The sequence below is a fragment of the Streptomyces sp. NPDC045026 genome (genome assembly GCF_056432625.1).
Window position 1 is genome coordinate 109,532 of sequence record NZ_JBWKIS010000011.1, and the last position, 13,305, is coordinate 122,836.

A 13,305-nucleotide genomic window follows, 5' to 3' on the forward strand; every position below is an offset into this window, starting at 1 on the left:
ACCGGATTCATTGTGCGGGACGGCACTGACAACGCCGTCCCGCGACCGATCCGGCTACCCGCCCGGAGGTGGGGCGGTCGGCTCAGCGCCGGCCCCGGCGCCTGCCGTCCGTACCCTCGTCACCCTCACCGTCGTCGTCATGCCGGCCGAGCAATTCGTCCGCCAGCGACGGCAGGTCGTCCAGCGGGGTCTCCTCCGCCCAGTCGGGCCTCGGCCGCTGACGAGGCCGGCCCTCCTCGTCGACCTGGGGCAGCTCACGCGTCCGGTCATTCGAAGCAGTACCCGGGCCCGCAGCCCCGGCCGACGGCGCCGACGACTGGCGCTCATCACGGAAGTAGCCCGGCGGAACCCGGTCCGTCGGTCCCCCATCGGCAACGCCAGCACCAGAAGAACCGGCGCCCCCACGCACCGAGTCATCGCTCACCGGCGGCAGCACCGCCGTCTCATCGGCGGCACCAGCCTGCTGCTGCGTGGGGTGCGGCGGCATCGGCAGCTGAGTCGTCTCGTCGTTGTCCCCACCACGCCAGGCATCAGCCTGAGCAGGACGGTCAGATGCGGGACGAGCCCCGGAACCCGTACCGGCATCCCTGACCGGCGGCAGCACGGCCGTCTCGTCGGCCGCGCCACCCGTGGGCTTCACCACAGGCGTGGGAACGGTGATCTCGTTGTCGGCCACCGTGCGCCCGGCACCCCTCGCGGACCCGGCCCCCGCCCCAGCGGCAGAGGCGGACTCGGCCGCCGCAGAAGCCGCCGCCGCAGAAGCCGCCGCGAGCCGACGGGCCTCCTCCGCCCGCAGCAGCGCCTCTTCCGCCTTGCGCTGCTTCTCCAGGCGCCGTTCCTCGGCCTCAGCGCGCAGGCGCGCCTCTTCGTCCGCCTGGCGACGGCGGCGCTCCTCCTCGGCGGCCCGAGTCTGCTCCTCGGCGAGGAGCCTGGCACGCTCCTCCTCGGCGCGGCGACGCGACGCCTCGGCGCGCTGCCGGGCCTCTTCGGCCTGGCGCTCGGCCTCGCGCCGCTGGGCCTCCTCCAGCTCGCGCTGCTTGCGCTCCTCCTCCTCGGCGCGCAGCTTGGCGAGCTGTTCCAGCCGCTCGCGTTCGACGCGCTCCTCCTCGGCCTTGCGGGCAGCCTCGGCCTCGGCCTTCCTGCGGGCCTCCGCCTCGGCGGCCTTACGGGCCTCTTCCTGGGCCTTCACCTCGGCCTCGGAGAGCGGCAGCACCATGTCGAGCCGGTGCCGGACGACGGTCGTGACGGCTTCCGGCTCCTGGGCCGCGTCGACGACGAGGTAGCGGCCCGGGTCCGCAGCGGCGAGCGTGAGGAAACCGGAGCGCACGCGCGCGTGGAACTCGGCCGGCTCCGATTCGAGCCGGTCGGGCGCCTCCGTGAACCGCTCGCGCGCCGCCAGCGGGTCGACGTCGAGCAGGACGGTCAGATGCGGGACGAGCCCGCCGGTCGCCCAGCGGTTGATGCGAGCGACCTCGGTCGGCGACAGGTCGCGGCCGGCGCCCTGGTAGGCGACGGACGAGTCGATGTAGCGGTCCGAGATGACGACGGCGCCGCGCTCGAGGGCGGGCCGTACGACGGTGTCCACGTGCTCCGCGCGGTCGGCGGCGTACAGGAGGGCCTCGGCGCGGTGCGAGAGGCCGGCCGACGACACGTCGAGGAGGATCGAGCGCAGCCGCTTGCCGACCGGGGTCGCGCCGGGCTCGCGGGTGACGACGACCTCGTGGCCCTTGGCGCGGATCCACTCGGCGAGCGCCTCGGCCTGGGTCGACTTCCCGGCGCCGTCGCCGCCCTCCAGGGCGATGAAGAAGCCGGTGGTTGCGGCGGCCTGCGCCGGGTCGTTCCCACCGAGCAGCGCGTCGCGCAGGTCGTGCCGCAGCGGCACTCCGCTGCGGTCGTCGGCCTTGGCGAGGACGAGGGCAGCCACGGGCAGCAGCAGGGCGCCGACGAGCATCAGCGTGAAGGCGGCGCCGCCGTGCGCGAACACGAACTTCCCGTTGACCAGCCGGTGCGGGCCGATCGCGGCCGCGAGCAGGGGCGCCGCGACGGCGGCGACCGCGATGGACACCCGTACGACCGCCTGGAGGTGCTCGGTAGTGCGGGCGCGCCGGTAGTCCTCGGACTCCTGGTCGAGGAGGGTGTGTCCGGTGTTGGCGGCGATGCCGGCCGTGACGCCGGCGAGGGTGACGATCAGCAGGACGCTCGTGACGTCGGGGACCAGGCCCGCGGCGAGCAAGGCGATGCCGGTCAGGGCGATCGCGAGCGCGAGGAGCCTGCGGCGCGACAGCGACGGCAGCACGGAGGGCGCCGAGCGGATGCCGACGACGGTGCCGCCGGTGAGCCCGAGCACGAGCAGCCCGAAGGTCACCGGGCCACCGGACAGGTCCTTGGCGTGCAGTACGGACACGGCGACGGCGGCCGAGATCGCGGCGGCGACGGCCGCGCAGGCGAGGACGAGGAGGGGGATGGCCCCCGTGCGTCCCTTGTCCACACCGCTGCCGGTCTTGGGGCGGCGCATGCCCTCGAGCGGGGACCGCGCGCGCGGGGTCTGTGTGTCGGGCAGTTCGAGGAAGAAGACGACGGAGAGCGAGGCGGCGAACAGACCGGCCGCCACGTAGGAGGCGAGTGCGGCCTGGTGCAGGCCGAACCAGTCGACCCCGGCCCCGATCAGGTTCCCCACGAGGGTGACGACGACGAGCGCGGCGGCCGCGAGGGGCAGCGCCACGAATCCGGTGCGCAGGGAGAGGCGCCGCAGCGCCTCCATGTGGTCGGGCAGCGGGCGTACGGCCGCGCCTTCGAGGGGCGGCGCGGGCAGCAGCGCGGGCGCCGCGCTCTCGCGCGACACGGTCCAGAAGCGCTCGGCGACACCGACGACGAAGGCGGTGACGAGCAGGACCGCCAGTGCGTTGTCCGGGGTCCAGTCGATCCACAGGGGCGCGACGATGAGGAGGGCGGCCCGCACGCCGTCCGCGCCGACCATCGTCCAGCGCCGGTCCAGAGGACCGTCCTTGGAGGTCAGCGAGGTGAGCGGGCCGAGCAGTACGGCTCCGAAGAGCAGCGTCGACAGGACGCGCGCGCCGAACACGGCGGCGACGGCGAAGGCCACGCCCCGGTACCCGCCCCCGAACGAGCTCTCGGAGACCGCTGTCTGAAGGGCCAGCACCACGAGCACGAGAAGCCCGAGTGCGTCACCGATGCCGCCCACGAGCTGGGCGCTCCACAGTCGTTTCAGCTGCGGCACCCGCAGCAGGGCGCGGACGGCGCGCTCCCGGGAATCTGCGACCAGGGCGTCGTCGGGGGCCGGATTCTGGGCCGTTGGCTGCTCGGCTCGCGTCATTCGTCCAGCCTATCCGGACCCACTGACTCCCCGAGGGCCCACCCGAACATACGGCCGCCGGGGCACTCGCCCCGGCGGCCGTATGACATTCACGCGCGCGTGCACACTGCTGTGTGCCACTCCTCCGTTGGAGGACCTCAGCAGAGGACCACCTGAGGTTGACTACTCCTCCGTAGAGGCCGACTTCGAAGCCGTCGCCTTCTTGGCTGTCGTCTTCTTCGCGGCGGTCGTCTTCTTGGCAGCCGTCGTCTTCGAAGCGGCGGTCTTCTTGGCAGCCGTCTTCTTGGCGGGCGCCTTCTTCGCCGGAGCCTTCTTCGCCGGAGCCTTCTTCGCGGCCTTCTTGGCCGTCTTCTTGGCGGGGCCCTTCGCCCGCTTCTCGGCGAGGAGTTCGTAGCCGCGCTCGGGCGTGATCTCCTCGACGGAGTCGGACGACCTGAGCGTCGCGTTCGTCTCGCCGTCCGTGACGTACGCGCCGAAGCGGCCGTCCTTGACGACGACGGGCTTCCCGCTGACCGGGTCCTCGCCGAGCTCCTTCAGCGGCGGCTTGGCGGCCGCGCGCCCACGCTGCTTGGGCTGCGCGTAGATCGCGAGGGCCTCTTCCAGCGTGATGGCGAAGAGCTGGTCCTCGGTCTCCAGGGAGCGCGAGTCGGTGCCCTTCTTCAGGTACGGCCCGTACCGCCCGTTCTGCGCGGTGATCTCGACGCCCTCGGCGTCGGCGCCGACCACGCGCGGGAGGGACATCAGCTTGAGGGCGTCGTCCAGGGTGACCGTGTCGATGGACATCGACTTGAAGAGCGACGCCGTACGCGGCTTGACCGCGTTCTTGCCGGTCTTCGGGGTGCCCTCGGGGAGCACCTCGGTGACGTACGGCCCGTAGCGTCCGTCCTTCGCGATGATCTGGTTCCCGGAGACGGGGTCCGCGCCCAGCTCGAAGTCGCCGCTCGGCTTGGCGAGGAGCTCCTCCGCGTACTCGACGGTGAGCTCGTCAGGAGCGAGGTCCTCCTGCACGTCGGCGCGCTGGTGGTTCTCGGAGTCGCGTTCGCCGCGCTCGATGTAGGGGCCGTAGCGGCCGACCCGCAGGACGATGCCTTCGCCGACGGGGAAGGACGACACCTCGCGGGCGTCGATCGCGCCCAGGTCGGTGACGAGCTCCTTGAGGCCGCCGAGGTGGTCGCCGTCGCCGTTACCCGCTTCGGCGGCGCCCCCCGAGCCCTCGCCCTCGCCGAAGTAGAAGCGCCGCAGCCACGGCACTGCCTGCGCCTCACCGCGGGCGATGCGGTCGAGGTCGTCCTCCATCCGCGCGGTGAAGTCGTAGTCGACGAGCCGCCCGAAGTGCTTCTCCAGGAGGTTGACCACGGCGAAGGACAGGAAGGAGGGCACCAGAGCCGTCCCCTTCTTGAACACATAGCCGCGGTCGAGAATGGTGCCGATGATCGACGCGTACGTCGACGGGCGGCCGATCTCGCGCTCTTCCAGCTCCTTGACCAGGCTGGCCTCGGTGTAGCGGGCCGGCGGCTTGGTCGCGTGGCCGTCGACGGTGATCTCCTCGGCGGACAGCGCGTCGCCCTCGGTGACCTGCGGCAGTCGGCGCTCGCGGTCGTCGAGCTCGGCGTTCGGGTCGTCCGCGCCCTCGACGTAGGCCTTGAGGAAGCCGTGGAAGGTGATCGTCTTGCCGGACGCGGAGAACTCGGCGTTGCGGCCGTCGGCGGAGGTACCGCCGATCTTGACCGTGACGGAGTTTCCGACCGCGTCCTTCATCTGGGAGGCGACGGTCCGCTTCCAGATCAGCTCGTAGAGCCGGAACTGGTCACCGGTCAGGCCGGTCTCGGCGGGCGTGCGGAAACGATCACCCGAGGGACGGATCGCCTCATGCGCCTCCTGCGCGTTCTTGACCTTGCCGGCGTACGTGCGCGGCTTGTCCGGCAGGTAGTCGGCGCCGTACAGCTGCGTGACCTGCGCACGGGCGGCCGAGACCGCCGTGTCGGACAGGGTCGTGGAGTCCGTACGCATGTAGGTGATGAAGCCGTTCTCGTACAGCTTCTGGGCCACCTGCATCGTGGCCTTCGCGCCGAAGCCGAGCTTGCGGCTCGCCTCCTGCTGCAGCGTCGTCGTACGGAACGGGGCGTACGGGGAGCGGCGGTACGGCTTCGACTCGACGGACCGTACGGCGAAGTTCGTGTTCTCCAGGGCGGCGGCGAGCGCGCGGGCGTTCGTCTCGTCCAGGGCCAGCACGTTCGCCGACTTCAGCCGGCCGAGCGAGTCGAAGTCGCGGCCCTGCGCGATGCGCTTGCCGTCGACCGCGCTCAGGCGGGCCACGAGGTTCGACGGGTCGCTGGCGTCGCCGGAGCGGCCGGTCGCGAAGGTGCCGGTCAGGTCCCAGTATTCGGCGGAGCGGAAGGCGATGCGCTCGCGCTCCCGCTCGACGACGAGACGGGTCGCCACGGACTGGACGCGGCCCGCCGACAGCTTCGGCATGACCTTCTTCCACAGGACCGGCGAGACCTCGTAGCCGTAGAGGCGGTCGAGGATGCGGCGGGTCTCCTGGGCGTCGACCATGCGCTGGTTGAGCTCGCGCGGGTTGGCGACGGCGCTGCGGATCGCGTCCTTGGTGATCTCGTGGAAGACCATCCGGTGGACGGGGACCTTGGGCTTCAGGACCTCGAGGAGGTGCCACGCGATGGCTTCGCCCTCGCGGTCCTCATCGGTGGCGAGGAAGAGTTCGTCGGAATCCTTCAGCAGGTCCTTGAGCTTCTTGACCTGGGCCTTCTTGTCAGCATTGACCACATAGATCGGCTGGAAGTCGTGTTCGACGTCCACGCCGAGCCGGCGCACCTCGCCGGTGTACTTCTCCGGCACCTCGGCGGCGCCGCTCGGGAGGTCGCGGATGTGCCCGACGCTCGCTTCGACGACGTATCCGGGGCCGAGGTAGCCCTTGATCGTCTTCGCCTTGGCAGGCGACTCGACGATGACGAGTCGGCGGCCGCCGTGTGCGGTCTCGCTGGTCGGGGACAACTTCGCTCTTCTCTCCGGTCGGCGCTGGGGATCCCCCGCGCCCTACGGGACGTGGGGGTCGGCACTGCGGTACGTGCGGTGTCGCTGCGGAGTGTGACGGTACCTCCCGCCCCCGTGTCAAACGGGAAAAGCCCGCAACGGCCACTCGAACGGTAACCCGACTACCGACGATCCTGCCGCCCGGAGTGCCCACAGGGTGTCCGGGACGTCCACCGGGCCCGCGCCCGGGACGCCCCCTGCGGGCCGCCGCTCAGAACCGGCCGAAGCACCACACCCCGAGTACCAGGGAGGCCACTGCGGCCAGTGTGGCGAGCGTCGCCGATGCGACGGGGTTCACACCGTCGGCGACGGGTGCGCGGTGCAACACACGCACCCCTGTCCACAGCAGCAGTCCCGCTCCGAACAGCGTGAACACGGCCCCGGCGAAGATCGCTGGTCCGCTCTCCATGGCTTTCCCTCCCGGTGCTGGGGTCCCAGGCCGGTGAGGCTGACACGCGCGGGAGACGACAGGACGAACCCCGGGTGAACGGCCGCCACGGGCCGCCACGGCGCGGCTTGGCAACGATGTCGCAGGGCGGATCCGGGTCTTCCGGAAGATCTTGCGAAAGAAAAGCGGAATGGGGTGCCGGGCGCAGGATCCGGGGAAGCGCCCCACACCCCGCGCTCAGCCGGCACGCATCTCGGCAGCCACACATGTCACGGACATCACGCGCATGACGTGCATTGCACACATCACTCACGGCTCACGACGTCACACCTGAGCCGGCTCCAGGAACCCCTGTTCCACCAGCATCCTGATCTGCGCGGGTGTGCGGTCCCGCAGCAAGACAGGGTCCTCCCCGACCAGTTGCGCGATGGCATCGAGGATCCGGCCGGCGCTGAGGGTGCCGTCGCAGACGCCCGCGAACCCGGCACCGATCGTGTCCACCTTCGTGGCCCGCCGCATCCCGCGGTGCTGGCGCAGCACCACATGCTCCGGGTCCTCGGCCCCCGGCAGCCCGACCTGCTCCTGCACGACCTCGCCCGCGAGCTTGAAGTGGGCGCCGAGCAGGGCGGCGTCGTCGTGCGTGCGCAGATAGTCGAGACGCTCGAAATGCGCTCGCACCGTGTCACCGAGGGGTTGTTCGACGGAGTGCGGCCACTCCTCCACCGTGACGGAGGGCTCGACGCCCTCGGGCGCCTTGCGCAGCGTGATCCACCCGAAACCGACGCCGCGCACCTTGCGGGCCTCGAACTCGTCGAGCCACGCGTCGTACAGAGCCGCGTACTCCGCCGGGTCCGTGCGGTGATCCCCGGCGTCCCGCAGCCACAACTCGGCGTACTGCGTGATGTCCTGCACCTCGCGCTGCACGACCCACGCGTCGCATCCGCGCGGCACCCAGGACCGGAGCCGGTCGGTCCACTCCTCTCCGTCGACGTGCTGCCAGTTGGCGAGAAACTGCGCGTACCCGCCCTCGTTCAGCCGTGCCCCCGCCTCTTGAACGAGCGTGCGGCACAGATCGTCCCCGGCCATCCCGCCGTCGCGGTACGTCAGCCGCGCCCCCGGCGAGATGACGAAGGGCGGATTCGACACGATCAGGTCGTACGTCTCCTCGCCCACGGGGTCGAACAGTGACCCCTCGTGCAGTTCGGCGGGGCCGGCACCGGAGAGGGCGAGGGTCAGCGCCGTCATGTGGAGGGCGCGCGGGTTGAGGTCGGTGGCGACGACACGCGTGGCGTGCCGGGTGGCGTGCAGGGCCTGGATCCCGGAGCCCGTACCGAGGTCGAGGGCGCTCGCCGCGGGCGTACGCACGGTGATCCCGGACAGCGTCGTGGACGCGCCACCGACACCCAGGACGACGCCCTCGGCGTGGTTGCCGATACCTCCGGCGCCGCCGACGGCGCACCCGAGGTCGGACACGATGAACCAGTCCTCGCCGTCGGGCCCGCCGTACGGCCGCACGTCGACGGACGCGGCGACCTCGTCGCCACCGGCGCGCGTCAGCCACCCGCTCTCCAGGCACTCGTCGACCGGCAGAACGGCCGCCACGCGCGCGTACTCCGCGGGCTGCTGCAACAGGAACAGCCGTACGAGCGTCTCCAGCGGGCTGTCCCCGCGGGTCGCCCGCAGGGCGGGGACGGTCTCGCTCCGCGCGAGCGCCGCGTAGGCCGGCGCCCCGAGCAGCTCGAGCAGGCCGTCGGCGGTGAACTCGGCCCCCAACAGGGACTCACGCAGCCGGGCGGCGACATCGTCACGGTCAATGGACGGCAACTTGGACAGACTGGAGCTACTCACGCCCCCATTGTCACCCCGGACCCCCGATGACCACCCACCTACGACGTGTCCCCGGCACCGCGTGAAGACGGCACCGGGGACACGGGGAAACGTCAGCGCTCTGCGTCAGATCCCGGGATCAGCTCACTCGGGGCCGGCCCCCGGAGTCAGATCGCCCTGAGCTCTCCCCGAGGCCCTCCCGGAACTCTCCCGGAGCCAACTCCAGAAAACAGCTCGCCTGCGTCAGCTCTTGGAGGGAGCCGGGGAAGAGGACGCGCTCTTGCAGCTGTCCTGCTTCGCCATCGACTTGCCGACGTCGCCCTCCTCCAGCTTCTTGAGCGCGTCGCTCCCGCTCTGGCTCAGCTTGTCGAGCTCGCCCGCGATGCCCTTGAGGCCGTCGGCGAACTTCGCCTGGTCCTTCGTGTCGAGCTTGTCGACCTGCTTCTTCAGGTCCGCGTACGAGGCCGAGATCCCGTTGAGCTCCTTGACCGCGTCCTTCTGCTTCTTGGCGCCGCCGTCGACCGGCGGGGCCCCCGCCTTGTCCACGGCCGAACCGATCGCCTTGTAGGCATCGGACATGTCCTGGAAGGCCTGCGAGTCGGTGCTCTGGACGTCCGCGGGCTTGCTGTTGTCCGAGGTCTCCTTCTGGATCGCGGCGTTGGCGTTCTCGATCTTCTTGGCCTGCGGCTGGACCGCGTCACAGACCGTCTTGGCCCAGGAGTCCAGCTTCTCGTTGCCGTCGTCGCTGCTGCATCCCGACAGCGCAAGCACCAGTACCGCACCGCCGGACAGTGCGGCTGCAAGCTTCTTGTTCACCGGATTGGTCCCTTCCATGGCTCTCGGCCCCGGAACATACACGCCAAGTGGGCGACAATCGCATGTCGGACGTCCAGTTTGGGTGCCCTATCGGCTTTTTGAAGCCATTTGCACCAAGAGAGATAAGCCTCACTGAAGGGCCGTCATCTGACACGGGCGGGCGGGCAGCGCGTCAATGCGCGCTGCCCGCCCGCCCGTTGAGCTTGCGGCCGTCCCTGACCAGGTGAAACCCGGGGTCAGGAAACCACGGCCGGATCCGCCGGCTGCTTCGGTACGTGGTCGGAGTTGTCGTCGTCGCCGACCGTGATGCCGCGCCTCTTGGAGACGTAAACGGAACCGACGATCACGGCGATCGACAGCACGGCGATCCCGATCCGTACGCCCACGCTCGCGTCCGCCCCGTAGCTGAACTTGACGACCGCGGGCGCGATGAGGAGCGCCACCAGGTTCATCACCTTCAGAAGCGGGTTGATCGCGGGCCCGGCCGTGTCCTTGAACGGGTCTCCGACCGTGTCGCCGATGACGGTCGCGGCATGGGCCTCGCTGCCCTTGCCGCCGTGGTGCCCGTCCTCGACGAGTTTCTTCGCGTTGTCCCACGCGCCACCGGAGTTGGCGAGGAAGACCGCCATCAGGGTCCCGGTGCCGATCGCGCCGGCGAGGAACGCACCGAGAGGCCCGACACCGAGCGTGAACCCGATCGCGATGGGCGCGAGAACGGCGAGCAGACCCGGCGTGGCCAACTCCCGCAGCGCGTCCTTCGTACAGATGTCGACGACGCGCCCGTACTCCGGCTTCTCCGTGTAGTCCATGATCCCGGGGTGCTCGCGGAACTGCCGCCGCACCTCGTAGACCACGGCACCTGCGGACCGCGACACCGCGTTGATCGCGAGTCCGGAGAAGAGGAAGACGACCGCGGCACCGGCGATCAGGCCCACCAGGTTGTTGGGCTGCGAGATGTCCATCACGAGGTTCATCGGGCCGCTGTCGCCGACCTTCTCGCCGACGTCCTTGGCGGCGGAGACGATCGCGTCTCGATAGGACCCGAAGAGCGCCGAGGCCGCGAGTACGGCCGTGGCGATGGCGATTCCCTTGGTGATCGCCTTGGTCGTGTTGCCCACGGCGTCCAGGTCGGTGAGAACCTGCGCGCCCGATCCCGTCACGTCGCCGGACATCTCGGCGATGCCCTGCGCGTTGTCGGAGACGGGCCCGAAGGTGTCCATGGCGACGATGACGCCGACCGTGGTGAGCAGGCCGGTGCCCGCGAGGGCGACCGCGAACAGCGCCAGCATGATCGACGTGCCGCCGAGCAGAAACGCTCCGTACACGCCGAGACCGATCAACAGGCCGGTGTAGACAGCCGATTCGAGGCCGACGGAGATTCCGGCGAGCACGACGGTCGCGGCGCCGGTGAGCGACGACTTTCCGATGTCGCGCACCGGGCGCCGGCTGGTCTCGGTGAAGTAGCCCGTCAGCTGCTGGATCAGCGCGGCGAGCACGATGCCGATGGCCACGGCGACGAGGGCGAGGACCCGCGGATCGCCGTCCTTCACCCTGATCGCCGCGTCGGTGATGCCGTTGAGCTCGGCATACGTGGCCGGCAGATAGATGTAGACCGCTACGGCCACCAGGACGAGCGAGATGACCGCGGAGATGAAGAACCCGCGGTTGATCGCACTCATCCCGCTGCGGTCGGACCGGCGCGGCGCCACGGCGAAGATTCCGATCATCGCCGTCACTACGCCGATCGCGGGAACGATCAGCGGAAAGGCGAGCCCGGAGTCACCGAAGGCCACCTTGCCGAGGATCAGCGCGGCGACCAGCGTGACGGCGTACGACTCGAACAGGTCGGCGGCCATACCGGCACAGTCACCGACGTTGTCGCCCACGTTGTCGGCGATGGTCGCGGCATTACGCGGATCATCCTCCGGAATGCCCTGTTCGACCTTGCCGACCAGGTCGGCGCCGACGTCGGCGGCCTTGGTGAAGATGCCGCCTCCGACACGCATGAACATCGCGATGAGCGCCGCACCGAGGCCAAATCCTTCGAGGACCTTGGGCGCGTCGGCCGCGTAGACCAGCACGACACAGGAGGCGCCGAGCAGACCCAGCCCCACCGTGAACATGCCGACTACGCCACCCGTGCGAAAAGCGATCTTCATGGCCTTGTGCGAGACAGCAGTGAGATCCTTTTCCGGCTCGCCTTCCGCCGGGGTGGCTTCCCTGGCGGCGGCGGCGACGCGCACATTGCTGCGCACCGCGAGCCACATTCCGATGTATCCGGTGGTCGCCGAGAACACGGCGCCGATCAGGAAGAAGATCGAACGCCCGGCTCGCTGATTCCAATCGTCCGCGGGCAGCAGCATGAGCAGGAAGAACACCACGACGGCGAATACCGCGAGGGTCCGCAGCTGCCGCCCGAGGTAGGCATTCGCGCCTTCCTGGACCGCTGCCGCGATCTTCTTCATGCTGTCGGTGCCCTCGCCTGCCGCCAGTACCTGGCGTACGAGCACTGCGGCCACCACGAGGGCGGCGAGCGCGACGATTCCGATCACCATGACGATGAGCCGGTTGTCGTCGGTCAGGACCGCGGCTGCGAAGGTTGAGGGGTGGTCAAACGCTTGAGGGGTAGAAAGCCCCGCCATTCGTCCTCCTTGACGCTTGGGCTGAGCTCAAGATGTGGACGGATTGTAGGGAGCGGCGCCTGATCAAAACAGTGCGCGAGAAACGGAATTTGCCATCCGTTACTACCCGGCAAATGATCGTCCAACACGATGGGCGCACAAGAAGCGGTAATGCCCTGAAAGCATTGAGGCGTGATCCAATTATGATCGACGATCTAGGAAACGCAAAAGGGCCCTGCTCACCGGGGTGAGTGCAGGGCCTCGAACCAGAAACGATCACATGGGGGCGCCGTCGGGCGGGGCCTCGTACGGGTGGATCAGGGGGCGTTGTGTGGACGCCGGGTGGGCCGCGTCAGGACGGAAGAGTCGCCGGCGTGGTCGGCCAAGTCATCCGAATGAGTCCACCGGACTCGTCCGCGGTGACCTCCACATCGTCGACGAGGCCGCTGATGACGGCGAGGCCCATGTCGTCCTCGCCCTCCGCCTCCAGATCGTCCGACCCGCCGGGCGCGTCGGACGACTGCTCGCCGGGAACGCTCCGCGGAGCCTCGTCCCCGACCTCGATGGAGAACTGCTTCTCCTCCTCGGTGAGAAGGACCCGAACGGGTGCAGCGATACCGCCACTGCGGTGAAGACCGACGGCACGGCTGCAGGCCTCGCCGACGGCGAGCCTGACCTCGTCGAGCACGGCCTCGTCCACTCCGGCCCTGCGCGCCACCGCGGCCGCCACCAGACGGGCGGTTCTGACGTGCTCGGGCTGCGCGCTGAATCGGAGTTCGACGGTGGCCATGCATCCCCCTCGGATGTACGGGCGTGCTCGGAAGGGACCGGGCCATCGGCCCGGCCCCCACTTCCGCTCAGCCACCGGCCTGTGGGCCGGTGACCGATCAGTCGGTAGCCGCTACGGCTTCCTCGACCGAGGTGTGGATGGGGAACACCTTGGTCAGGCCGGTGATACGGAAGATCTTGAGAATGCGCTCCTGGTTGCAGACCAGTCGCAGCGAGCCCTCATGGGCCCGCACTCGCTTCAGACCGCCCACCAGCACGCCGAGCCCGGTGGAGTCGAGGAAATCGACTCCCTCCATGTCGACGACAAGGTGGAAGCTGCCGTCGTTCACCAGCTCGACCAGCTGCTCACGCAGCTTGGGCGCGGTATATACATCGATTTCGCCACCGACCTCGACGACCGTACGATCGCCGACGGTACGGGTCGACAGGGACAGGTCCACGGATCCTCCAGCACCTTGCTATCGAGCGGTCGTCCCTCG

General features: G+C 69.8%; 8 protein-coding genes. All 8 read right to left on the minus strand.

What is annotated here, in order from left to right; genetic code table 11:
* Nucleotides 1–82: 82 nt before the first annotated feature.
* Nucleotides 83–3,334: a dTMP kinase gene (gene tmk, locus AC07EJ_RS23835; RefSeq protein WP_389489911.1), complete on the minus strand. Its 3,252-nt coding sequence runs from the start codon at nucleotides 3,332–3,334 to the stop codon at nucleotides 83–85.
* Between the two features lie 162 nt (nucleotides 3,335–3,496).
* Nucleotides 3,497–6,346 carry a type I DNA topoisomerase gene (topA, locus tag AC07EJ_RS23840; RefSeq protein ID WP_389489913.1) on the minus strand — a complete coding sequence of 950 codons (2,850 nt, stop codon included), beginning with the start codon at nucleotides 6,344–6,346 and terminating at the stop codon, nucleotides 3,497–3,499.
* Between the two features lie 250 nt (nucleotides 6,347–6,596).
* Complete coding sequence (locus AC07EJ_RS23845; RefSeq protein WP_389489914.1) at nucleotides 6,597–6,794, minus strand: hypothetical protein; 198 nt, start codon at nucleotides 6,792–6,794, stop codon at nucleotides 6,597–6,599.
* Nucleotides 6,795–7,097: 303 nt separating this feature from the next.
* On the minus strand, nucleotides 7,098–8,621 hold the full coding sequence (locus AC07EJ_RS23850; RefSeq protein ID WP_478884900.1) for a DUF7059 domain-containing protein: 1,524 nt from the start codon (nucleotides 8,619–8,621) through the stop codon (nucleotides 7,098–7,100).
* A gap of 222 nt (nucleotides 8,622–8,843) precedes the next feature.
* A complete protein-coding gene (locus tag AC07EJ_RS23855) occupies nucleotides 8,844–9,434 on the minus strand; it encodes a small secreted protein (RefSeq protein WP_389489919.1) in 591 nt (196 codons plus the stop codon).
* 218 nt (nucleotides 9,435–9,652) lie between these two features.
* The gene (locus AC07EJ_RS23860) at nucleotides 9,653–12,058 is read right to left on the minus strand and encodes a sodium-translocating pyrophosphatase (RefSeq protein ID WP_389488274.1); all 2,406 of its coding nucleotides are present in this window, start codon (nucleotides 12,056–12,058) and stop codon (nucleotides 9,653–9,655) included.
* Nucleotides 12,059–12,389: 331 nt separating this feature from the next.
* Nucleotides 12,390–12,827: an ATP-binding protein gene (locus tag AC07EJ_RS23865; protein WP_389488272.1), complete on the minus strand. Its 438-nt coding sequence runs from the start codon at nucleotides 12,825–12,827 to the stop codon at nucleotides 12,390–12,392.
* A 97-nt stretch (nucleotides 12,828–12,924) separates the two neighbouring features.
* Nucleotides 12,925–13,266 (minus strand): anti-sigma factor antagonist BldG, encoded by a 342-nt coding sequence (bldG, locus tag AC07EJ_RS23870; RefSeq protein WP_003975386.1) that lies wholly within the window; start codon nucleotides 13,264–13,266, stop codon nucleotides 12,925–12,927.
* Between the last annotated feature and the right edge of the window lie 39 nt (nucleotides 13,267–13,305).